This is a genomic window from Kitasatospora brasiliensis, from assembly GCF_032654805.1.
GTDB lineage: Bacteria > Actinomycetota > Actinomycetes > Streptomycetales > Streptomycetaceae > Kitasatospora > Kitasatospora brasiliensis.
Genome location: NZ_JAUOOW010000003.1, coordinates 879,637 through 901,267 on the forward strand (window position 1 = coordinate 879,637; position 21,631 = coordinate 901,267).

Annotated in this window: 18 protein-coding genes and 1 riboswitch; of the genes, 4 read left to right on the plus strand and 14 right to left on the minus strand. The window is 72.4% G+C overall.

The genetic code is table 11. From position 1 onward, the window contains the following. Positions 1–74: 74 nt before the first annotated feature. The gene (locus QWJ13_RS15980) at positions 75–1,814 is read right to left on the minus strand and encodes a TIGR03767 family metallophosphoesterase (RefSeq protein ID WP_316525081.1); all 1,740 of its coding nucleotides are present in this window, start codon (positions 1,812–1,814) and stop codon (positions 75–77) included. A 307-nt stretch (positions 1,815–2,121) separates the two neighbouring features. Between QWJ13_RS15980 and QWJ13_RS15985 the strand changes: the two genes are divergently transcribed. Continuing rightward, positions 2,122–3,381, plus strand: coding sequence for a cobalt-precorrin-5B (C(1))-methyltransferase (locus QWJ13_RS15985; RefSeq protein ID WP_316525083.1), 1,260 nt, complete (start codon positions 2,122–2,124; stop codon positions 3,379–3,381). Positions 3,382–3,527: 146 nt separating this feature from the next. Continuing rightward, complete coding sequence (locus QWJ13_RS15990) at positions 3,528–5,057, plus strand: UDP-N-acetylglucosamine 1-carboxyvinyltransferase (RefSeq protein ID WP_316525085.1); 1,530 nt, start codon at positions 3,528–3,530, stop codon at positions 5,055–5,057. A 175-nt stretch (positions 5,058–5,232) separates the two neighbouring features. Here QWJ13_RS15990 and QWJ13_RS15995 read toward each other — a convergent pair whose 3' ends face one another. From QWJ13_RS15995 to QWJ13_RS16015, 5 genes are all read right to left on the minus strand, one after another. After that, positions 5,233–5,736: a DinB family protein gene (locus tag QWJ13_RS15995; protein WP_316525087.1), complete on the minus strand. Its 504-nt coding sequence runs from the start codon at positions 5,734–5,736 to the stop codon at positions 5,233–5,235. A gap of 50 nt (positions 5,737–5,786) precedes the next feature. Then, positions 5,787–6,524, minus strand: a complete 738-nt coding sequence (locus QWJ13_RS16000; protein ID WP_316525089.1) for a cobalt-precorrin-6A reductase — start codon at positions 6,522–6,524, stop codon at positions 5,787–5,789. Continuing rightward, the gene (gene cobM, locus QWJ13_RS16005; protein WP_316525091.1) at positions 6,524–7,285 is read right to left on the minus strand and encodes a precorrin-4 C(11)-methyltransferase; all 762 of its coding nucleotides are present in this window, start codon (positions 7,283–7,285) and stop codon (positions 6,524–6,526) included. The genes QWJ13_RS16000 and cobM overlap by 1 nt, the downstream gene beginning before the upstream one ends. Then, positions 7,282–8,520 carry a precorrin-6y C5,15-methyltransferase (decarboxylating) subunit CbiE gene (gene cbiE, locus QWJ13_RS16010; RefSeq protein WP_316525094.1) on the minus strand — a complete coding sequence of 413 codons (1,239 nt, stop codon included), beginning with the start codon at positions 8,518–8,520 and terminating at the stop codon, positions 7,282–7,284. The genes cobM and cbiE overlap by 4 nt, the downstream gene beginning before the upstream one ends. Positions 8,521–8,726: 206 nt before the next feature. Beyond that, positions 8,727–9,152 carry a gamma-glutamylcyclotransferase family protein gene (locus QWJ13_RS16015; protein WP_316525095.1) on the minus strand — a complete coding sequence of 142 codons (426 nt, stop codon included), beginning with the start codon at positions 9,150–9,152 and terminating at the stop codon, positions 8,727–8,729. 132 nt (positions 9,153–9,284) lie between these two features. Here QWJ13_RS16015 and QWJ13_RS16020 point away from each other — a divergent pair, with 132 nt between their 5' ends. Beyond that, a complete protein-coding gene (locus QWJ13_RS16020) occupies positions 9,285–10,307 on the plus strand; it encodes an EamA family transporter (RefSeq protein WP_316525097.1) in 1,023 nt (340 codons plus the stop codon). Positions 10,308–10,457: 150 nt separating this feature from the next. Here QWJ13_RS16020 and QWJ13_RS16025 read toward each other — a convergent pair whose 3' ends face one another. From QWJ13_RS16025 to QWJ13_RS16050, 6 genes are all read right to left on the minus strand, one after another. Beyond that, positions 10,458–11,021: an EF-hand domain-containing protein gene (locus QWJ13_RS16025; RefSeq protein ID WP_316525098.1), complete on the minus strand. Its 564-nt coding sequence runs from the start codon at positions 11,019–11,021 to the stop codon at positions 10,458–10,460. Between the two features lie 131 nt (positions 11,022–11,152). Continuing rightward, a complete protein-coding gene (locus tag QWJ13_RS16030; RefSeq protein ID WP_316525100.1) occupies positions 11,153–11,563 on the minus strand; it encodes a cytidine deaminase family protein in 411 nt (136 codons plus the stop codon). A 185-nt stretch (positions 11,564–11,748) separates the two neighbouring features. Next, a complete protein-coding gene (locus QWJ13_RS16035) occupies positions 11,749–13,389 on the minus strand; it encodes an ABC transporter ATP-binding protein (protein ID WP_316525221.1) in 1,641 nt (546 codons plus the stop codon). A gap of 58 nt (positions 13,390–13,447) precedes the next feature. Beyond that, the gene (locus tag QWJ13_RS16040) at positions 13,448–14,440 is read right to left on the minus strand and encodes an ABC transporter permease (RefSeq protein ID WP_316525102.1); all 993 of its coding nucleotides are present in this window, start codon (positions 14,438–14,440) and stop codon (positions 13,448–13,450) included. 175 nt (positions 14,441–14,615) lie between these two features. Then, positions 14,616–16,379 carry an ABC transporter substrate-binding protein gene (locus QWJ13_RS16045; RefSeq protein WP_316525104.1) on the minus strand — a complete coding sequence of 588 codons (1,764 nt, stop codon included), beginning with the start codon at positions 16,377–16,379 and terminating at the stop codon, positions 14,616–14,618. An 82-nt stretch (positions 16,380–16,461) separates the two neighbouring features. Beyond that, positions 16,462–17,490 (minus strand): ABC transporter permease, encoded by a 1,029-nt coding sequence (locus QWJ13_RS16050; RefSeq protein ID WP_316525106.1) that lies wholly within the window; start codon positions 17,488–17,490, stop codon positions 16,462–16,464. A 315-nt stretch (positions 17,491–17,805) separates the two neighbouring features. Then, positions 17,806–17,902: riboswitch (ZMP/ZTP riboswitch) on the plus strand. A gap of 20 nt (positions 17,903–17,922) precedes the next feature. Between QWJ13_RS16050 and QWJ13_RS16055 the strand changes: the two genes are divergently transcribed. After that, positions 17,923–19,383: a glycine hydroxymethyltransferase gene (locus tag QWJ13_RS16055; RefSeq protein ID WP_316525108.1), complete on the plus strand. Its 1,461-nt coding sequence runs from the start codon at positions 17,923–17,925 to the stop codon at positions 19,381–19,383. Between the two features lie 126 nt (positions 19,384–19,509). Here the strand turns inward: QWJ13_RS16055 and QWJ13_RS16060 are convergent, their stop codons facing one another. Together QWJ13_RS16060 and QWJ13_RS16065 are read right to left on the minus strand one after the other, a co-directional pair. Beyond that, complete coding sequence (locus QWJ13_RS16060) at positions 19,510–20,946, minus strand: aldehyde dehydrogenase family protein (RefSeq protein WP_316525110.1); 1,437 nt, start codon at positions 20,944–20,946, stop codon at positions 19,510–19,512. A gap of 134 nt (positions 20,947–21,080) precedes the next feature. After that, positions 21,081–21,608, minus strand: a complete 528-nt coding sequence (locus tag QWJ13_RS16065) for a DUF6624 domain-containing protein (protein WP_432277515.1) — start codon at positions 21,606–21,608, stop codon at positions 21,081–21,083. Positions 21,609–21,631: the final 23 nt, after the last annotated feature.

Here is a 21,631-nt window from a genome sequence, read left to right on the forward strand (position 1 = left end):
CTGTCATCTGTCATCTGTCGGCTGTCAGTCGTCAGCCGTCAGTCCTCAGCAGTCGGCTGACAGCCCGCCGCCCGTCACCGGGTCGGCTTGGCGATCAGCAGCTCGGTGTTGTGGTCCCCGCCCGCGCCCAGCAGTGCCGTCGGGCGGCCGTTCGGGTCGTTGTACGACAGCTCGCGGTAGAGCGCCGCGAGGTTGGCGTCCGAGTTGCTGCCGAAGTCCGTCCCGTACGGCGCCGAGGACTCGATCAGCGTGGTGAACAGCGAGAGCGTGCCGTCCCCGTTGTCCGCGATCTCGATGATCCGCCCGTGCTGCGGGTAGTCGATGTGCGAGGCGGTGTTGATCTCCCAGAACGCCCGCTCCGGGACCGCGTGCCCGTGCGGCGTGATCTTGTTCATGTGGGTGTGGCCGTTCACCCACGCGACCACGTTCGGGTAGCGCTGGAGCAGCGCCACCAGCTCGTTGCCGTCGTGCCGCCCCTCGAAGATGTTGCGCGGGTCCGGCAGCAGGTTGCCCATCGTGCCGCTGGTGTGGTGGCTGAAGACGAGGACCAGGTCGTCCGCGCTCCCGCCGGTCACCTTGCGCCCGTCGGCGTCGTACCAGTGCCCGCTGTGCGCCTGCAACTGCTCCTCCAGCCAGCGCAGTTGAGCGGTGCCCAGCGAACCGTCGGCGAACCCGGCCTGATTGGTGGTGTCCAGGCTGATGCCGACCACCTTCTCCGAGATCCGGAAGGCGTAGTAGAGCTTGCCGCTGTTCGCCATGTCCGAGGTGAAGCCGTGCCCGTACGGGCCGGCGCCGGTGACCGCCGGGTTGAGGTGGGCCTTGGCGAACTCCTTGAGCGTGAACGGCCGGCGGCGCTCGTCCGGGGTGACCTTGCGCACCAGGTCGCCGGTGGCGATCAGCTTCGCCAGCAGCAGCACGGCGCCCGCCGGGTCGCGGCGCAGCGAGTCCATCAGCTGGGCGGCCGTCGCGTCGTCGCAGCCCTCCAGCTTGTACTGGCCGGCGTACAGGTCGTTCAGCAGCCCGAGGTCCGGCAGCGAGCCCTCGATGCTGTCGTCGTGGTTGCCGACCGTGGTGTACCAGGGCGTGCGCAGGCCAGGAGCGTCGAAGGGGCGGCCGGCGGCGGCCAGGAACCCGGGTATCTGCGGGAATCCCTTCGCCTTGTAGCCGTCGTTGTAGGCGAGTTCGGGGTTCCAGTAGGTGGCGCTGCCGGAGTTCTGCACACCCTCGTAGCGGTTGGGGTCACCGGTGTTCTGGGCCAGTCGGCCGCCGCCCATGACCTTGAGGTACCAGTCGAGTTCGGCGAGCTCGTGGTTGTCGGTGTTGTCGCCGGTGGCCATCACCATGCTGAACGGCATCCCGGTGTAGGGGCCGCCGGAGAGCGAGTTGACCCGCTCGACGAGGGCGGAGACACCGCGGGCGTTCAGCGCCTCCTGCGGCCGGTACGCGCTGCCGTTGAACTTGGCCAGGTACTCGAAGCGCACCGGGGACTCGGTGTCCACCAGGTGCAGGTCGCTGAACTGGACGAAGCTGGCCAGGCCGGTGCGGCGGTCGTCCCGCCCGGTGCTCCCCGCCGCCAGGTCGCCGCGTACGACCAGCGGCCAGCCCGGTCCGGCCGTCAGCCGCTTGTAGCCGCCGGTGCCGATCGGCGTGGCCACCTGCTCCAGCGTGGTCCCGGTGACCTTGACCGCCCGTGCGGCCGTCGTCGCCAGCGCCTGATCGCGCGCCACGGCCGACGCGAACTGCGCGCCGCCCAGCGACAAGGCCGACCAGGCGGCGGCCACCGACGTACCGGTGAGGAACGTACGCCGACTCATCCCTGCCACAAAAACCCCCACATACTGATGGCCCGGCGGGCCAATCGACCCGGCCGGGCCCACGTGTGTCATGAACCCGCTTCTGGCGGACCGCCAGATTACTCACTGGTAGGCGTGGTGGGCGAGGCCCGTGCGGAGAACTCTTCGGGAACCCGGGGCGCGCTTCCTCCGCAGCTCGTCCACCGGCTGTCACGGGCCCACCCCGCTCGGGCCCGGCCCGGCCCGATGGGGGAAAATCGGCGGCGGCGGCCGGTGCGGCCGCCCGAACGAAGCAGGACGGCAGGACGCCGTCGGGAACGGGGCGCAGGTGGCCGCAGCGGGAGTCGGGACGGGAACCGAGCCGCGTGCCGGGACGGGAACCGGAGCGGGAGGCCGGGCGGGCCAGCTGAAGAGCAGCGGCCTGCGGCCGGGCTGGACCACGGGCGCCTGCGCCACCGCCGCCACCAAGGCCGCCTACACCGCGCTGCTCACCGGCGAGTTCCCGGACCCGGTGGTCATCACCCTGCCCAAGGGCCAGCAGCCCGCCTTCTCCCTCGCCGCCGAGGAACTGACCGCCGCCGAGGAACTGACCGCCATCGAGGAACGGGTCGCCGCCATGGCCGGAGTGGTCAAGGACGCCGGCGACGACCCCGACGTCACCCACGGCGCGCTGGTCCGCTCGACCGTACGGTCCGGCGAGCCCGGCACCGGGGTGGTGTTCCGGGCCGGTCCCGGGGTGGGGACGGTCACCAAGGCCGGCCTGCCGCTGCCCGTCGGCGAGCCCGCGATCAATCCGATGCCCCGGCAGATGATCCGGGACGCCGTCGCCGAGGTGGCCGCCGCGCACGGTGGCAGCGGGGACGTGGTGGTCGAGATCTCGGTCGACCACGGCGAGGAGATCGCCCGTTCCACCTGGAACCCCCGACTGGGCATCCTCGGAGGCTTGTCCATCCTCGGTACGACCGGGATCGTCGTCCCCTACTCCTGCTCGGCCTGGATCGACTCCATCCGCCGCGGTGTGGACGTGGCCCGGGCGGCGGGGCGCACCCACGTGGCCGGCTGCACCGGGTCGACCTCGGAGAAGGTCGCGGTCGCGGAGCACGGACTGCCCGAGGACGCGCTGCTGGACATGGGCGACTTCGCCGGCGCCGTGCTCAAGTACCTCAAGCGCCACCCGGTGCCCCGGCTGACCATCGCCGGCGGCTTCGCCAAGCTGTCCAAGCTGGCGGCCGGGCACCTCGACCTGCATTCGGCGCGTTCCCAGGTGGACAAGGGATACCTGGCCGAACTGGCCCGCCGCGGCGGGGCGCAGGAGGCGCTGGCCGAAGCGGTCGCGGGGGCCAACACGGCGTTGGAGGCGGTGCAGCTGTGCCGTGCCGCCGGGGTGCCGCTCGGGGATCTGGTCGCCGAGGGGGCGCGGGCGACGGCACTCGGCGTGCTGCTCGGCTCGCCGGTCGCGGTGGACGTCATCTGCATCGACCGCGCGGGCACCGTCGTCGGCCGGGCGGAGCCGCTCGGGCCGTCGGAGTCGCGGGAGTCGCCGGAGTCACCGGGTTCGCTGAAGCCGCCGGAGCCGCTTGGGCCGTGACGATGTCACGAGTGTCACGGGCGCGTGACAACTTCGTCTGGTGACGTGAAGAACTGAAGGCCATACGGGGCGAGAAGCGGACAAATGGAGCACTGGATCGAGCCCTCGTTCTGCCGTCATCTCAACCATGAGATATCGTCTGGCGAGTGACAGGCGACTACCTCACCCGTATCGGCACCCTCATCCGTACCGCGCGCCAGCACCGTGGCTGGTCCCAGGCGCAGCTCGGAGAGGCCCTCGGAACCAGCCAGAGCGCGGTCAACCGCATCGAACAGGGCAAGCAGAACGTCAGCCTTGAGATGATCGCCCGCATCGGCGAAGCCCTCGACAGCGAGATCGTCTCCCTCGGGTACTCCGGCCCGATGCACCTGCGCGTCGCCGGTGGCACCCGGCTCTCCGGCGCGATCGACGTCCGCAGCAGCAAGAACGCCTGCGTGGCGATCCTCTGCGCCTCGCTGCTGACCACCGGTCGCACCACGATCCGCAGCGTCGCCCGGATCGAGGAGGTCTACCGCATCCTCGAAGTGCTCACCAGCATCGGCGTCAAGAGCCGCTGGATCAACGAGGGTCGCGACCTCGAACTCACCCCGCCCGCCGAGCTGGACCTCGCCGCGATGGACGTCGAGGCCGCCCGCCGCACCCGCAGCGTGCTGATGTTCCTCGGCCCGCTGATGCACCGCGCCGAGCGCTTCGCCATCCCGTACGCGGGCGGCTGCGACCTCGGCACCCGCACCGTGCAGCCGCACCTGACCGCGCTGCGCCGCTTCGGCCTGGAGGTCGCCACCACCGGCGGCGCCTACCACGCCTCGGTCCAGTCCGGCGCCCCGATGGACCGCCCGATCGTGCTGACCGAGCGCGGGGACACCGTCACCGAGAACGCCCTGCTGGCCGCCGCGCGGCACGACGGCGTCAGCGTCATCCGCAACGCCTCGCCCAACTACATGGTCCAGGACCTCTGCTTCTTCCTGGAGAAGCTGGGCGTGAAGATCGAGGGCATCGGCACCACCACCCTCACCGTGCACGGCGTCCCGGAGATCACCTGCGACGTCGACTACACCCCGGCCGAGGACCCGGTGGAGGCCATGAGCCTGCTGGCCGCCGCGGTCGTCACCTCCTCCGAGCTGACCATCCGCCGAGTGCCGATCGAGTTCCTGGAGATCGAGCTCGCGGTGCTGGAGGGGATGGGCCTCGACTACGACCGCACCCCCGAGTATCCGGCCCACAACGGCCACACCCGGCTGGTCGACCTCACCGTGCGCCCCTCCAAGCTGACCGCGCCGATCGACACCATCCACCCGATGCCGTTCCCCGGCATCAACATCGACAACGTGCCGTTCTTCGCCGCCATCGCCGCGGCCGCGCACGGCACCACGATGATCCACGACTGGGTGTACGACAACCGCGCGATCTACCTGACCGAGCTGACCCGGCTCGGCGCCGACGTCAAGCTCCTCGACCCGCACCGCGTACTGGTCCAGGGCCCCACCCGGTGGCGCGCCGCCGAGATGATGTGCCCGCCGGCCCTGCGCCCCGCCGTGGTCATCCTGCTCGCCATGCTCGCCGCCCAGGGCACCTCCGTCCTGCGCAACGTCTACGTCATCAACCGCGGCTACGAGGACCTGGCCGAGCGCCTGAACTCCATCGGCGCCCAGATCGAGACCTTCCGCGACATCTGACGGCACGTCATGTCGCTGACCGGCCTCACCCGTCGAGGCCGGTCGGTCGGCAACACGGCCACCGCCAACCCGGTGTTCAGGTGGTCCGCGAACACCGGGTTGTTCAACGCCCACGGCGAGCCCCGCTCCCGAACCATCTCACCGGGCCCGGAGCGGGGTTCGGGCCCACCTCGCGCTACTCGCCGGTGTTCCCGTCGAGGTGTTCGCGCAGGAGGTCGGCGTGGCCGTTGTGGCGGGCGTACTCCTCGATCATGTGGGTGAGGATCCAGCGGAGCGAGAAGACCTCCTCGCCGTAGTGGCCCAGGACGTCCAACGACTCCGCGGCGGCGACGAGTTCCGTGGCGTGGTCGCACTCGCGGCGCCAGATCGTGAAGGCCTCGTCCGGGTCGGCGGTCTCGACGTCGAACTCGGCGAAGGAGCCGTCCGGGCGCCCCCAGAAGCCGCGCATGTCCTCGCCGTTGAGGATGTTGCGGAACCAGCTGCGCTCCACCTCGGCGATGTGGCGGACCAGGCCGAGCAGGGAGAGCCCGGAGGGTTCCAGGATCCGGGCCCGGAGCTGTTCGGTCGTCAGCCCCTCGCACTTCATGGCGAAGGTGGCGCGTTGGTAGTCCAGGAAGCCTGTGAGCGTGCTGCGCTCGTCGCCGGTCCTGGGCGGCTGGGGGCGCTGATCATCGGTCATCGCGCCATCCTGCCCGGCGTTCGACCGGACCGCCCGCGATTTCCTCGCCCCTACCGCAGTTGCTCCAGCCAGCGCAGCGCGCCCGGAACGTCGGGGGCGACCGGGACGCCCTCCGGGAGCGGCGGGCGCTGCACGATGATGACGGGCAGGCGCAGCCCGCGGGCGGCGGCCAGTTTGGGGGCGGTCGCGGCGCCGCCGCTGTCCTTGGTGACCAGCATGTCGACGGCGTGTCTGCGCAGCAGCGCCTCCTCGCCCTCGATCGTGAACGGACCGCGGTCCAGCAGGACTTCGCACGAGGGCGGCAGCGGGGGCTCGGGCGGGTCCACCGAGCGGGCGAGGAAGTGGACCCCGTCGAGGTGGGCGAAGGCGGCCACGCCCTGCCGGCCGATGGTGAGGAAGACCCGCTCTCCGCGCCGGGGCAGCAGTTCGGCCGCGGCGGCGAGCGAGGGGGCGGGGAGCCAGTGGTCCCCGTCGACCCGGGTGAAGCCGGGGCGGCGCAGCACCAGCAGCGGGACGCCGGTGGCGGTGGCCGCGAGGGCGGCGTTGCGCGAGATGCCGGCGGCGAACGGGTGGGTGGCGTCCACCACCGCGTCCACCCGCTCGGTGCGCAGCCAGTCGGCCAGGCCCTCCGGTCCGCCGAAGCCGCCGATCCGCACCTCCCCGGCGGGCAGCCGGGGTTGGGCCACGCGGCCGGCCAGCGAACTGGTGATCCGGTGCGCGGTCGGGGCGAGTTCGGCGGCCAGCGTCCGCCCCTCGGTGGTTCCGCCAAGGATCAGGATGTGCGGCATCAGGCCCCGCAGGGCTCGTGCGGGCGCTCGCGGTCCGCCGAGTACAGGTGGCTGTCGCGGAACTGGTCGGCGGCCAGCGTGCGGCCGACGATGATGACGGCGGTGCGGACCACACCCGCCGCCTTGACCTGCTCGGCGATGTCGCTGACGGTGCCGCGCAGCACCAGCTCGTCGGGGCGGCTGGCCATCGCGACGACCGCGGCCGGGCAGTCGGCGCCGTAGTGCGGGAGCAGCTGCTCGACCACGTCGTCCACGTAGCCGGCGGCCAGGTGCAGCACCAGCAGGGCGCCGCTGCGGCCCAGGGTGGCGAGGTCCTCGCCCTCGGGCATCGGGGTGGCGCGCTTGGCGATCCGGGTGAGGATGACGGTCTGGCCGACGGTCGGAACGGTCAACTCCCGCTTCAGCGCCGCCGCGGCGGCGGCGAAGGCCGGCACGCCGGGGACCACCTCGTACGGCACGCCGGCCGCGTCCAGGCGGCGCATCTGCTCGGCGACGGCGGAGAAGACGGACGGGTCGCCGGAGTGCAGCCGGGCCACGTCCTGGCCGGCCTCGTGCGCGGCGACCAGCTCGGCGGTGATCTGGTCCAGGTTGAGCTGCGCGGTGTCGACCAGGCGGGCGCCGGGCGGGCACTCGTCGAGCAGCTCGCGCGGCACCAGGCTGCCCGCGTACAGGCAGACCTCGGCGCGGGCCAGGACGCGCTGCCCGCGCAGGGTGATCAGGTCGGCGGCGCCCGGGCCGGCTCCGATGAAGTGGACGGTCACGAGGCGTTCTCCTGAGGGGTGTTGGGCTTGACGGCGGACCACTGGGTGACCGGCATGGCCTGGCGCCACCCGGTGAAGCCGCCCACCGGGACGGCGTGGGCGACGGCGAGTTTGACGAGCTCGCCACCGTGGCGCCGGTACCACTCGGTGAGCAGCGCCTCGGACTCCAGGGTCACGGTGTTGGCGACGATCCGGCCGCCCGGGCGCAGGGAGTCCCAGCAACTGTCCAGCAGGCCGCGGGCGGTGAGCCCGCCGCCGATGAACACGGCGTCCGGGGTGGGGAGTTCGGCGAGGGCGGCGGGGGCGGGGCCGGTCACCACGCGGAGCCGGGGCACACCGAGTGCGGCGGCGTTGCGGGTGATCCGCTCGGCCCGCACCGGGTCGCGCTCGATGCTGACGGCCTGGCAGTCGCGGTGGGCGCGCAGCCACTCGACGGCGATCGAGCCGGAGCCGCCGCCGACGTCCCAGAGCAGTTCGCCGGGGGAGGGGGCCAGCGTGGCGAGGGTCGCGGCACGCACATGGCGCTTGGTGAGCTGGCCGTCGCTCTCGTACGAGGCGTCGGGCAGGCCGGGGACGAGGGAAGTGGGGGGGCCGCCGCCGAGTTCGACGGCGATGACGTTCAGCGGGTCGCCGGGCGGGTGCGGCCAGCCGTCGGCGGGGCCGTCCAGGTGGCGTTCGGCGGGGGCGCCGAGCTGTTCGAGCACCCGCAGACGGGCGGTGCCGTAGCCGCGGGCGGTGAGCAGCTCGGCGACGGCGGCCGGGGTGGCGGCGTCGGCGCTGAGCACCAGCAGGCGGCGGCCGGGGTGCAGGGCGAGGGAGAGGGCGTCCAGCGGCCGGCCGACCAGGCTGACCACCTCGGTGGCCTCCAGCGGCCAGCCGAGCCGGGCGCAGGCGTAGGAGACGGAGGAGGGGTGCGGCAGCACGCGCAGGCGCTCGGCGCCGACGGTCTCGGCGAGGGTGCGGCCGATGCCGTAGAACATCGGGTCGCCGCTGGCCAGGACGGTGACCCGGCGCCCGGCGTGGGTGGCGAGCAGCCCGGGGACGGCGGGGCGCAGCGGGGACGGCCAGGGGACGCGCTCGGCGGTGACCTCGTCGTGGGGGAGCAGGCCGAGCTGGCGGGGGCCGCCGATGACGACCTCGGCCGCTCGCAGCGCGGCTCGGGAGGTGCCGGCGAGGCCGGGCCAGCCGTCGGCCCCGATCCCGACGACGGTGATCGGGGGTGGCAGCTCGGGCACCGGGTGGCTCCTCGTCGTTCGATCCTGCGAAGCAGTGATCCAGCGAATCCGCTGGCCGGGGCAGCCTACCTGGCGGTATGCGGGCCGGGCGGAGCCGGGATCTCGCGGGGTGGCAGGCGACAGCCGACAGCCGACAACTGACAGATGACAACCGACAGATTTCAGATTTCAGCGAACAGATTTCAAACTCTGTTCGCTGACACCTGTCACCCCTCCACCCAGTCCCCCGACTCGATCAGCGCCGGTCGCGCCCGCAGTCGGGCTTCGGCGGACGGACCGGCCAGGTAGACCCAGGCCTCCCGCGGCTCACCCGTCGCCGTCCGCACCACCATCAGCCGTCGCACGTACAGCCCGGTCCCGTCCGCCCGGCAGTCCTCCAGCCGGTCCAGGGTTTCCAGCGCTACGGCGTACGCGCCAGGGCGTACGGTGGCCAGCTCGCCCACGATCCGGCGCCCGGGCGTCGCGTCCGGCACCGCGTACGGGAAGCCGGGGCCGTCGTGCAGCGCGGCGCCCTCCAGCACCGCCGCCCGGATGTCCGTGCAGCGCCCGGCCAGGTGGGCGGCGTGATTGCGGCCGCCGCTGCGCAGGGTGCCGTACACGAAGAATGGCAGGGCCGCGTCGGATGCGGACAAGGGTTCGACCTCCTCGTCGGGGAGTGCCCACGGTATGGCCCGCGGTCCGCCTGCCGATACGGACTGGCGCGCGAGGCCGTTCATACGCTGTCATATCGGATGTTCGGCCAGCACCGTCCAAGGGGGACACACATGACATCACCCGCATCCTCGGAGCCGGCCACGGCCAAGGCCCAGGCTCAGTCCCCTGCGCCCCCGCTCGCCGACGCCCGACCGGCCCCCCGCCTCGGCGGCGCGGTCTGGCTGGCCCTCCTCGTGGTCTACATCGTCTGGGGCTCGACCTACCTGGCGATCCGGATCGCCCTGGAGACGATGCCCTCCTTCCTCTCCGCCGCCGCCCGCTTCCTCACCGCCGGCCTGCTGCTGGCCGGCTACCTCCTGGTGCGCCAGGGGCCGGCCGGCCTGAAGGTGACCAGGCGGCAGCTGGCCTCCTCCGCCTTGGTCGGCCTGCTGTTGCTGACCGGCGGCAACGGCCTGGTGGTGTTGGGAGAGACCTTCGTCCCCTCCGGCCTGACCGCCCTGCTGGTCGCCGCCGTCCCGCTCTGGATGGTGGTGCTGACGGCCTTCGGTGGCGAGCGCCCGAAACCCGCCGAGCTCGCCGGGGTGCTGCTCGGACTGCTCGGCCTCGGTGTCCTGTCGGCCCCGGCGATCGGCGGCTCGGTCAGGCCGGCCGGCGTGGTCCTGATCTTGATCGCCACCCTGCTCTGGGCGGCCGGCTCCTTCGTGAGCAAGAAGATCCCGATGCCGAGCAACGTGCTCGCCGCGAGCGCCTACCAGATGCTGACCGCCGGCATCTGCAATCTGCTGGTCGGACTGGTCCGTGGCGAGCAGCACGGGCTGGACCTCGGGGCGATCTCCGGCCGGTCCTGGCTGGCCCTCGCCTACCTGGTGCTGTTCGGGTCGCTGCTCGCCTTCACCGCGTACGCCTGGCTGCTGCGCGCCGCCCCGTTGACCCTGGTGGGTACTTACGCGTACGTGAACCCGGTGGTCGCGGTGCTGCTGGGCTGGCTGATCCTGGCCGAGCCGCTGACCGGCCCGACCCTCGCGGGCGGCGCGATCGTGGTGGCGGGCGTCTGCCTGGTGGTGAGCGTCAGCCGCCGCCCGGGACGTCCGGGGCGTGCCGGACGTTCGCCGCGGCCGTCCGCTCGCAGCTGAGCACGAACGCCGCCGACCGGCCCGCCGTCGAACAGCAACGGCGGACCGAGTCGAAGGCCGCCCCCGCGAACCACGAGCACGGGGACGGCCATGACGGCGAGCACGGCGCGAGCACGGCCAGGCGGCCAGGGCGACCTACAGGCGTACGCCTCAGAAGGTGTGCGGCGGCTTGCCCGTCCACCAGCTGCCGGGCGCGTCCGGGTCGCGGCTGGTCCAGTACTCGATGATCGCGTCGGTGAACTCGGTCGCCGAGAGCACGCCGTCGCCGTCGGTGTCGAGGTGCCGGAAGGCCTCGTCGGCGTCGTCGCGGGAGAGACCGGCGAAGTGGCCGCGCTGGAAGACGAAGAACTCGCCGGCGTCCACCGTGCCGCTGCGGTCGGCGTCGGCGACGGAGAGGAAGGCGTCGGCGAGCGCGCCGAGGATGTCGCGTGCGGCCTCCGGGTCGTCGGCGAGCGACCCGGTCGAGGCGACGAACTGCTCGCGGGTGATCGCCTCGGTGTCGGTGGGCAGCCAGGCGAGGTGCAGGTCGTGCCAGAGCGTCAGGTAGGCGCGGACTATCACCGCCTCGGCCTCCGAACCCTCCTGGTGGCCGAGCGAGCGGGCCACCGACTGGCCCATCAGGACGTGGTCCCGCTCGGTGAGCAGGCCGTCGCCGTCGGCGTCGAGGTGATCGAAGCCGTGGTTGATCTTTGCGATGAGCAGGTCGTCCGACAATTTGCCCCCTCGGCTGGCGATGTATGGGTCCCCTACGTCCCGTCGCCTGCACGCTAACGCCTTGAGCCGCGCCCGCGCAGCCGAACGCGGCGCGAACGGCGGTGTCGGCCGACCGGGGAGTCCTCCCCGGCTCAGTCGACCTGGTGGTCGGCCCAGATGTACGCCCCCGGCAGCAGGTCCAGCACCGGTACGGCGCGCAGCTCCGCGCCCTTCCCCACGATGATCCGCAGCTCCGGGAAGTAGTCCAGCATCACCTGCCGGCAGCGTCCGCACGGCGGGATCACCCCGCGCTCCCGGTCGCGGACCGCCACCACGGTGGTGAGGTCGTACGCCCCCTGCCCGGCCGCCGCGCCGATGAGCACCAGCTCCGCGCACGGCCCGCCGGTGAAGTGGTAGGCGTTCAGCGCGGTGACGATCCGCCCGTCGGCGTTGCGCCCGGCGGCCGCCACGGTGTGGTTGTCGCCCCGCGCGTACCGCCGTGCGACCTCCTTGGCCGCCTTGACGAGCTCCTCGTCCACGGGGGTCCGGTCGGCGGTCGCCATCGTTCTCACACCTCTTCGATCGGGTCGGTCAGGGTTCGATCATGAGTCGCCGGACCTGATCGCGCCACCCCTTCAAGCCGCCCTTTGAGCCACTCCTTCGAGGCACCCCTCCGAGTCAACCCCTTGCGTCAAGGCCTTGAGTCAAAGCCTTGAGTCAAAGCCTTCGCCGCGCGCCCCCCGGCGCCTCAGTGCACCGCCGCCAGCAGCTCCCTCGTGTACTCGGTGTGCGCAGCGTCGAACAGCCGGTCCCGACCGGTGGACTCGACCAGCCGGCCCCGGTGCATCACCGCCACCCGGTCGCAGAAGTGCCGCACCACCGCAAGGTCGTGCGAGACGAACAGGAAGGCGACACCGAGCCGTTCGCGCAGCTCCATCAGCAGGTTGAGCACCTGCGCCTGCACCGACACGTCCAGCGCCGAGACCGGCTCGTCGGCGATGATCAGGCGCGGCTGCGGGGCCAGCGCCCGGGCGATGCCGATCCGTTGGCGCTGCCCGCCGGAGAACTCGTGCGGGTAGCGGTCCAGGTGCCCGGCCCTCAGCCCGACCTGCTCCAGCAACTCGGCCGAGCGGTCCCGCCGTTCGGCCGGGTTCAGTGCGGTGTGCAGGCGCAGCGGGGTGTCCAGGGTCTGGGCGACGGTGCGGCGCGGGTTGAGCGAGGCGTACGGGTCCTGGAAGACCAGCTGGATCTCCCGGCTGAGCCGCTTGCGCAGCTCGCGGTCCGGTCGGGTGGCGTCCTGCCCGTCGTACAACATCCGTCCGCCGGTCGGCCGTTGCAGTCCGGCCAGGACTCGCGAGGTGGTGGACTTGCCGGAGCCGGACTCGCCGACCAGCCCGAGCGTCTCGCCGGGGGCGATCCGCAGCCCGAGGCCCTCGACCGCCCGGACCGGCTCGGCCCGAAGCCCGGGGAAGCGTCGCCTCCCGGGGAAGTGCACGGAGAGGTCCTCCACCTCGATCAGCCACCGCTCGGGCCGCTCGACGCTCCGTGGCCGGAACGTCCGCGCCGGCGAGGGCTCGTCGACCGTCGGCAGGGCGGTGCCCGGTACGGAGTCCAGCCGCAGCGCCGCGCCCACCAGCGCCCGGGTGTACGGCTCGCGTGGCGCCGCCAGCAGTTCGGCCGTCGGCGCGGACTCGACCTCTACCCCGCCGCGCAGCACCAGCGTGCGGTCCGTCGTCCCGGCGACCACGCCCAGGTCATGGCTGACCAGCAGCACCGCCGTCCCGTTCTCGCGCTGCAACTCGCCGAGCAGATCCAGGACTTGGCGCTGGACCCGAGCGTCCAGGGCGGTGGTCGGCTCGTCCGCGACGAGCACCCGGGGGTCGTTCATCAGTGCCATCGCGATCATCACCCGCTGGCGCATGCCGCCGGAGAACTGGTGTGGGTAGTCACGGGTCCGGGCCGCCGGGATGCCGACCCGGTCGAGCAGCTCGGCCGCCCGTCGGCCCGCTTCGGCGCGGCTGGTGCCCGGGTGGTGCAGCCGGTACATCTCGGCGAGTTGGGCGCCCACGCGGTGGAAGGGGCTGAGCGAGGTGAGCGCGTCCTGGAAGACCAGTGCGGCCTCGCTGCCCCGCACGCCGCGCAGCGCGGACTCCCCGGCGCCGACCAACTCCCGTCCGCCCAGCCGGATCGAGCCGGTGACGGTGGTGGTGCGCGAGTCGTGCAGGCCGAGGACGGCGAGCCCGACGGTCGACTTGCCGGATCCCGACTCGCCGACCAGGCCCAGGACTTCACCCGGCGCGAGGTCGAAGGACAACCCCCGGACGGCGGTCACCGGTGCGCCGCCGCGCGGGTCGGCGAAGGTGACGGTCAGATCGCGGACGCTCAACACGGCTTCCGTGCTTACCGGTTCGGCACCCGGAACAGTGGACTTCATCGAAATGCTCCCTTCAGCTCAGCCGGACGCGCGGGTCGAGCCAGGCCACCGCGAGGTCGGCCAGCGCGACGAACAGCACCATGAAGCAGGCGGCCAACAGCACCGCGCCGACCACCGCGGGCAGGTCCTGCCCGGCGACGGCCTCGGCGGCGAAGCGCCCGACCCCGTTCAGCCCGAACACCGTCTCGGTGATCACGGCCCCGCCGAGCAGCACCCCGGCCTCCAGCCCGATCAGCTGCACCAGCGGCCCGGCGGCGCCGCGCGAGGTGTACTTGAGGTGCGCGCGCAACCGTCCCAGGCCCTTGCCGCGGGCCGTCCGGACGTACTCCTCGTTCATCGTCTCCAGTAGCTGCGAGCGTGAAAGTCGCGCGAACATCGCCGAGTTGACGAAGCCGAGGACGAACCAGGGGAGCAGCATCCCGCCCGCCCAGGCGGCGAGGTCCTCGGCCGGCGAGGTGTAGGAGGGCAGTGGCAGCAGGCCGGTGGAGTACACCAGCAGCCACTGCGCGACGTATCCGAGGAAGTAGATCTGCACGCTGGCGCCGACCAGGGTGAAGCCGGACAGCAGCCGGTCGGTCCGCCGACCGTGCCGCAGCGCGGAGACGAAACCGGTGCCGAGGCCGAACACCAGCAGGACGGCGAGTGCCCCGGCGGTCAGCGAGAGGGTGACCGGCAGGTGGTCCGCCAGCGCCTCGCTGACCGGCTGGTGCAGTCGGTAGGAGTAGCCGAGGCAGGGCGCGTCGCAGTGGATGGTCGAGCCGTCCACGTCGCCGATGTCCCGCCCGGCGACGACCCCGGACAGGTAGTCGGTGTACTGGGTGAGCAGCGGCTGGTCCAGACCCATGCTCTGGCGCACCACCGCGACCTGCCCGCTGTCGCAGCGCGGGCCGCAGGCGGCGCGGGCCGGGTCGGCCGGCGCGGCGTAGAAGAGGGCGAAGGCGGCGGCGGAGACCGCGACCAGGACCGCGAGGGCCTGGACGGTCCGCCGCAGGACGAAGGAGAGCATGGCCGATCCGGGGTCGACGTGACGGGTGGGCAGGGCGGCAGGCGGGAGGGGGCCCGCCCCTCGTTCCGACAGAGACCGACAGGGATCGGCGGTGACCGATGGGCAATGGCGGTGACCGACGGCGAATGGCGGCGAATGGCGGCGATTGGCGGAGGACGGGAGCGGGCCCCGGCGCTCAGGACTTCAGGTACAGCCAGGCCAGCGAGACGGTCCCGTAGATCGGGTGGATGAACGCCCCGCCGACGTTGCCGCCGCGCAGCTGGTTGACGGTCGGGTAGGCGAACGGCAGCACCGGCACGTCCTTCATCACCGTCTGCTCCAGCGCGTACAGCTCCTTGGCCTTGGCGCGCGGCTCGCCGATCTGGTTGATCCGGTCGATCTCCTTGTCGACCTCCGGGTTGCGGTAGCGCGCGGAGTTGATGTCGCTGCCGGCCCGGCCGTCGAAGGAGAACGGGATCAGCGTGGACGGCGTCGGCCAGTCGACGGAGCTGGTCTCCTCGAACAGGTCGTACGGGGAGTCGGCGCGGTGCACCTCGTCCAGGAAGGCCTTGGGGTCGACCGGCTTGGGCACCACGGTGATCCCGGCCTTGCCGAAGCCCTCGACCAGCACCTGTGCGACGCGCTGCCCCGTCGGGGTGTTCCGGTACGCGTAGGTCAGGCTCCCGGGCGCCTGCTTGGCCTTGGCCAGCGCGGCCTTGGCGGCCTCCGGGTCGCCCTCGGGCTTGACCGGGTACAGGTCGTACTTCTGCCAGTCGATCAGCGCGGGCGAGCTGAGCGTGGTGGCCAGCTCGCCGGTCCGGGCGCCGCCCTGGACCTGGCGGGCCTGCTGGCGCGGGTAGGCCAGGTGCAGCGCCTTGCGGACCTCGACGTCCGGCACCCGCTCGTTGTTGACCATCAGCTGGGTGACGAAGGCGCCCTGCCGGCCGGAGACCACCAGTTCCTTCGCCTTCGGGTCGGTGTCGGTGGTCTGGTACAGCTCGGCGGAGAGGGTGTCCGAGGCGGTGGTGGCGTTGGCGCCGCCGTCCCGCCCGGAGAGGATCTCCTGGTTGAGGTTGAGCGCCTCCTTGCCGTACGTGAAGACGAACTTCTCCGGGTACTGGCTGCGGATCGGGTCGGTCTCGGGCTTCCAGGCCGGGTTGCGCTCCAGCACCATGCGGGTGTTCTGGACGTGCTCGGCGATCCGGTACGGGCCGGTCGCGAACGGCAGCCGGTCGTAGTCCGTCCCGGTGTCCTTGTCCCGGCGCACCGGCGAGGAGGAGGACTGGGCGGCCATGTAGGGGACGTCGGCCTGCGGCTGGGGGAAGTGGAAGACGATGGTGCGCTCGTCCGGGGTCTCGATCGCGTCCAGCTCGCCGGCCTGCGGGCCCGCGTACTTGGCGCGCGCCGCCTCGTAGCTGGCCTCGCCGGTCAGCCACTGCGGCCAGTACGGCGGGCCGACCTCGTAGCCCTTGCCGAAGGTGCGCTCGATGCCGTACTTGACGTCCTGGGCGGTGATCGACTGTCCGTCCTCCCAGGCGACGCCCTGCTTGAGCTTGTACGTCCAGGTGCGCCCGCCGTCGGCCGGGGTGCCGGTGTCGGTGGCCAGGTCGCCGACCAGCTTGGCTTTGCCGTCCACGACCTGGTACTGGGTCAGCTGGCGGCCCCAGAGCAGCGAGGCGTTGTAGGTGGCGCCCGCGTAGACCTTCTGCGGGTCGAGGTGGCGGAATTCGACGCTGTTGTACACGTTCACCGTGCCGCCCGCACGGGCCCCGGGGACGGTCGGGGCCGGGCCGGCGCTCTCCTGCTCGCTGCCGAGCACGGCGGTCAGCGGGGAGGTCTCCTTCGCGGAGGCGCCGGGGCCGCCGGAGCCGGTGCCGGTGGTGGAGCCCGCGCCGGCCGAGCAGGAGGTCGCCAGCAGGGCGGTGGCGATGACGGCGAGGGACGGTCTGGTCCAGCGCATGGCGAATCTCTCCTTGGCCCGGCGGATCGCGCCGGGACGGGCTCGGGGTGATGGATGGTGCGGGGGAGGGGTGGTCGGAGGCTCAGCGGGCCGTGCCGGCGCGCGGGTCCAGCGCGTCCCGGACGGCATCGCCGAGCAGGTTGAAAGCGATGACGAACAGCAGCAGCGCCACCCCGGGGAACACCATGTAGGTGGGATCGGCTTGGAAGACCTCGGAACCGCGCGAGATCATCCGCCCCCAGTCAGGGACCGGCTCGGTGATGCCGACGCCGAGGAAGGACAGCGCGGCCTCGGAGGCGACGAAGGTCGGCACCGCCATCGTCGCGTGCACCAGCAGTTGCGAGCGCACATTCGGGAGGAGTTCGTGGACGACGACGTGGAACCGGCTCGCGCCCTGGGCCCGCGCGGACTGCACGAAATCCCTTTCCCGGAGCGAGCGGACGGCGGCCCGCAGGGAAAGCGCGAGCGGAATCCAGCCGAACGCGGAGAAGACCAGGATCAGCACCAGGAACTGCATCCATTCCGGTTCCGCGGTGCCCGGATCGACCAGTCGGGACTGGATCACCGGGCTGAGCGCGAGCAGCAGGAGCAGGGTGGGAAAGGCCAGCAGCACATTGGCGAGGAATCCGAACAGCCGGTCCGTGATCCCGCCGAGGTAGCCGACCGCGATGCCGGCCAGCACGCCCAGCGTGGTGGTCACCGCGGCGGACGCGAAGGCGATCAGCAGCGAGGTGCGGATGCCGTACAGCAGCTGGGTGAACACGTCCCGACCGAGGCCGGGCTCCAGACCGAACCAGAAGTCGCCGGAGATCCCGCCGTTCGGCAGCATCGGCAGGCCGCTGTCGCTGAGCAGGCCCGGGATGTTCTGGCCGTAGTGGTCGACCGGGTTCTTCCCGTACAGGGCGGCGACCAGCGGGGCGCCGAGGGCGAGCAGCAGGAACAGCAGCACCACGGCCAGGGCGGCGGCGCCGACCCGGTCCCGCAGGACGCGGCGGAGCAGGCCCGGCGCGGCGGCGGGCGAGCGGTCGGTGGGCGAGGGGTCGGCGGGGGAGGGCCCGGCCGCGGGGGATGGGGCTGGGGCGGTGCCTGGACCGGTGTCGACCACTGCCATGAGGCGTCACTCCCGAATTCTCCGCCGCCCCATGGGTGAGGGTGCGCTGGTGTGCATTTCCGGTACGGCCTCCGGGGGTTTCCCGGCGGCCGTTCGAGTGCCATTGGATCGGATTCGTCCGAGGTTCCGCAAATCATCTCCGGTGGCTTCCCGCGTCATTCCTGCCGCATTGTTTCGGGAAATGTGGCGGCTTCATTTCGCGGCAACATCCCGAAACACCGACGCCACACATGAAACGGACACAAGCGGACGAACCGGACCGCCCGTCCCGCATCCTGAGACCTCCGCCACAGCCCCTCCGGTGTTGGTACGATCCGGATGGGCCGCGACTGGCGCGTAGGGATGGAATCAACCATCGGGAAGCGGCCCCGTGGAACCTCACGTGAAGTTGCCGAGCGCCTGGGCCCCCGTCATCCCCACCAGGAGACCGCCTTGGCCCAGCAGCAGCCCCACACCGCCGCCTCCGTCGCGGCCGACACCGCCTTCCGCAGCGCCCTCGACGTGGTCGCCGACGCCGAACCGCGGATCGCCGACGCCATCGGCCGGGAACTGGCCGACCAGCGCGCCTCGCTCAAGCTGATCGCCAGCGAGAACTACGCCTCCCCGGCCGTCCTGCTCACCATGGGCAACTGGCTCAGCGACAAGTACGCCGAGGGCACCGTCGGACGCCGCTTCTACGCGGGCTGCCGCAACGTCGACACCGTCGAGAGCATCGCCGCCGAGCACGCCCGCGAACTCTTCGGCGCCGACCACGCCTACGTCCAGCCGCACTCCGGCATCGACGCCAACCTCACCGCCTTCTGGGCCGTCCTCTCCCAGCGGGTCGAGAGCCCCGCCCTGGAGCGCGCCGCGGTGCGCAACGTCAACGACCTCACCGAGCAGGACTGGGCGCAGCTGCGCCAGGAGCTCGGCAACCAGCGCATGCTCGGCATGTCCCTGGACACCGGTGGCCACCTCACCCACGGCTTCCGGCCCAACATCTCCGGCAAGATGTTCGACCAGCGCAGCTACGGCACCGACCCGGCCACCGGCCTGATCGACTACGACGCGCTGCGCGAGACCGCCCGCGAGTTCCGCCCGCTGATCATCGTGGCCGGCTACTCCGCCTACCCGCGGCTGGTGGACTTCCGCCGGATGCGCGAGATCGCGGACGAGGTCGGCGCGACCCTCATGGTCGACATGGCGCACTTCGCCGGCCTGGTCGCGGGCAAGGTGCTGACCGGTGATCACGACCCGGTCCCGCACGCCCACATCGTCACCACCACCACCCACAAGTCCCTGCGCGGCCCGCGCGGCGGCATGGTGCTGTGCCAGTCCGAACTGGCCGAGCACGTCGACCGCGGCTGCCCGCTGGTGCTCGGCGGCCCGCTCTCGCACGTCATGGCCGCCAAGGCGGTCGCCCTCGCCGAGGCCCGTCGCCCCGAGTTCCAGGCCTACGCCCGCGCGGTCGTCGCCAACGCCCAGGCACTCGCCGAGGGCCTGCTGCGCCGCGGCGGCAAGCTGGTCACCGGCGGCACCGACAACCACCTGGTCCTCGCCGACGTCTCCGGCTACGGCCTGACCGGCCGTCAGGCCGAGGCGGCCCTGCTCGACTCGGGCATCGTCACCAACCGCAACTCCGTCCCGCGGGACCCGAACGGCGCCTGGTACACCTCGGGCGTCCGCCTCGGCACCCCGGCTCTCACCACCCGAGGCCTCGGCACCGCCGAGATGGACGAGATCGCCGACCTGATCCACACCGTCCTGCGCGCTACCACCCCGACCACCACCGCCACCGGCACCCCGTCCAAGGCCTCCTACACCCTGGACGCCGCCCTCCGCGACGCCACCGCCAAGCGCGCCGCCGACCTGCTCACCCCGTACCCGCTCTACCCGGGCGTCGACCTGGCCTGACGGCGCCGGCCGGCTGACCACCGACCACTGACAGCGAACAGATGACAGATTTCGAAATCTGAAAGCTGAAATCTGTCATCTGTTCGCTGTCACCTGTCATCTGTTCGCCGAAGGCCGTCAGCCCCGCTAGTACTGCAAGGACTTGTACTGGAGGAACTCCTCCAGCCCGTGCCGCCCCAGCTCCCGGCCGAGGCCCGAGCTCTTGTAGCCGCCGAAGGGGGCGAGGGGGTTGAAGCGGCCGCCGTTGAGGTCCACCTGGCCGGTGTCGAGGCGGCGGGCGAAGGCGGCGGCGGTCTCGGTGTCGCGCGCCCAGACGCCGCCGGCCAGTCCGTACGCGGTGCCGTTGGCGAGTTCGGCGGCGTGGTCCTCGTCCCGGTAGCGGAGGATCGCCAGGACAGGGCCGAAGACCTCCTCCTGGGCCACCGTCATCTCCGGGGTCACGTCGGCGAGTACGGTCGGACGGACGTAGTAGCCGGTCGGCAGCCCGTCGACCGGCTCCGAGCCGCCGACGACCAGCCGGGCGCCCTCGGCCAGCGCGCCGTCGATGTAGCCGCGCACCCGGGCCAGCTGCTTGGCGTTGATCAGCGGGCCGATCCGGGTCTGCGGATCGGTCGGGTCGCCGGGGTGGTACTGGGCGGCGGCCTGCTCGGCCCGGGCGACCGCCTCCTCGTACTGGTCCTCGTGCACCAGCAGCCGGGTCAGCGCGCTACAGGTCTGGCCCGAGTTGGCGAAGACGTTGGCGACGTTCACCTTGACCGCGCGGGCCAGGTCGGCGCCGGGCAGCACCACATTGGCCGACTTGCCGCCCAGCTCCAGGGAGACCCGCTTCAGTCCCCGGCCGGCCAGCTCGGCGACCTGGCGGCCGACGGCGGTGGAGCCGGTGAAGGAGACCGTGTCCACTTCCCGGTGTCCGACGAGTGCCGCGCCCGCCACCGCGCCGGTGCCGGTCACCAGGTTGAAGGTGCCCGCCGGGAACCCGGCCTCATGCACCAGCCGGGCGAACAGCCGGGCCACCAGCGGGGTGTCCTCGGCCGGCTTGAGGACGACCGGGCAGCCGGCCGCCAGCGCCGGGACGGCCTTGGCGACGATCTGGTGCAGGGGGTAGTTCCATGGCGTGATCGCCGCGACCACCCCGGCGGGCTCGGCGTGCACCACCGAGTTGCCGATCCGCTCCTCGAAGGGGTGGTCGGCGAGCAGGGCCAGATAGGAGGCCGTCACGGCGAGCGGCAGCCCGGCGTGTACGGCCCCGGCGAAGCCGACCGGCGCGCCCAGCTCGGCGACGACCGTGGCGGTGATCTCGTTCTGCGCGGCGGCGATCCCGTCCCGCAGCCGGGTGAGCAGTGCCAGCCGCTCCTCGCGGGTGGTCGCACCCCAGGCGCGGGCCGCCCGCCGGGCCGCCGCCACCGCCGCGTCGACATCGGTCGCACCGCCGGCCGGTTCCGTGGCGAGCACCTGCTCGGTCGCCGGGTTCAGCACGGTGATCGACCCGGTGTCCCCGGAGGGCCGCCACTCGCCGTCGATGTACTGATCGCTGTGCTCCGAGTACTGCGCGTCCTGCCGCACCGATCGTCCTCTCGTCCGCTGATCCACTCAGCCCACTCGACCAGCCGCCCTGACCAGCAGCGCCAGTCGGAGACCAGTCAATGCGGCGCGGGCAGCCGCGCGCAAGAGTCAATCCGGGCCGACGGACCTGGCGGTTACTTCGGGGCGAACCGCGCGGTGTACTCGTCGAACGGCTCGATGCCGACCTCCGCGCGTCGCTCGTCCAGCCGCTCCGGGTCCTGGCACGGCCACGGCACCGGGCGGCCGTCCGTCACCGCGCCGATCTGCGTCCCGTAGCGCTGTTCCCGGCCCTCGTTGACCGCCAGCCGGTCCTGGAGGAAGGCCAGGTCACGGGCGCTCGCCTCACCCCGGGCGACGGCCTCGGCCATCAGCGCCGCCGCCCGCCGCTGGACGTCGAGCTGCCGGTCCGCGTGCTGCGCGACCAGCCAGGCCGCGCGGGCGGCCTCGGGGCCGACGAGACGTTCGGTCGGCCAGCCGTGCTCCGCCATGATCTCCGCGAGCCGGTCCCCGTGCCGGGCGGTGAGCCGCCGCCAGGCCGCCTGCTCGGCCAGGTCGGGGCTGTTCGCCAGCCGCGTGCCCGCACCGTCCTCGGCCATCATCCCGATCAGCTCCCGCGCCTGCTCCGCAGCCGACTCCGGAACCTGCTCCCGCTCCCGCGTCATGCCGATCCGCTCCTCGCGACCGG

Bases quoted from the DNA above. Each gene is read 5' to 3' on its own strand.
- QWJ13_RS15995 (WP_316525087.1), bottom strand. From the start codon at position 5,736: ATGACCGATGATCAGCGCCCCCAGCCGCCCAGGACCGGCGACGAGCGC.
- QWJ13_RS16000 (WP_316525089.1), bottom strand. From the start codon at position 6,524: ATGCCGCACATCCTGATCCTTGGCGGAACCACCGAGGGGCGGACGCTG.
- QWJ13_RS16045 (WP_316525104.1), bottom strand. From the start codon at position 16,379: ATGCGCTGGACCAGACCGTCCCTCGCCGTCATCGCCACCGCCCTGCTG.
- QWJ13_RS16040 (WP_316525102.1), bottom strand. From the start codon at position 14,440: ATGCTCTCCTTCGTCCTGCGGCGGACCGTCCAGGCCCTCGCGGTCCTG.
- QWJ13_RS15980 (WP_316525081.1), bottom strand. From the start codon at position 1,814: ATGAGTCGGCGTACGTTCCTCACCGGTACGTCGGTGGCCGCCGCCTGG.
- QWJ13_RS16020 (WP_316525097.1), top strand. From the start codon at position 9,285: ATGACATCACCCGCATCCTCGGAGCCGGCCACGGCCAAGGCCCAGGCT.
- QWJ13_RS16030 (WP_316525100.1), bottom strand. From the start codon at position 11,563: ATGGCGACCGCCGACCGGACCCCCGTGGACGAGGAGCTCGTCAAGGCG.
- QWJ13_RS16065 (WP_432277515.1), bottom strand. From the start codon at position 21,608: ATGACGCGGGAGCGGGAGCAGGTTCCGGAGTCGGCTGCGGAGCAGGCG.
- QWJ13_RS16050 (WP_316525106.1), bottom strand. From the start codon at position 17,490: ATGGCAGTGGTCGACACCGGTCCAGGCACCGCCCCAGCCCCATCCCCC.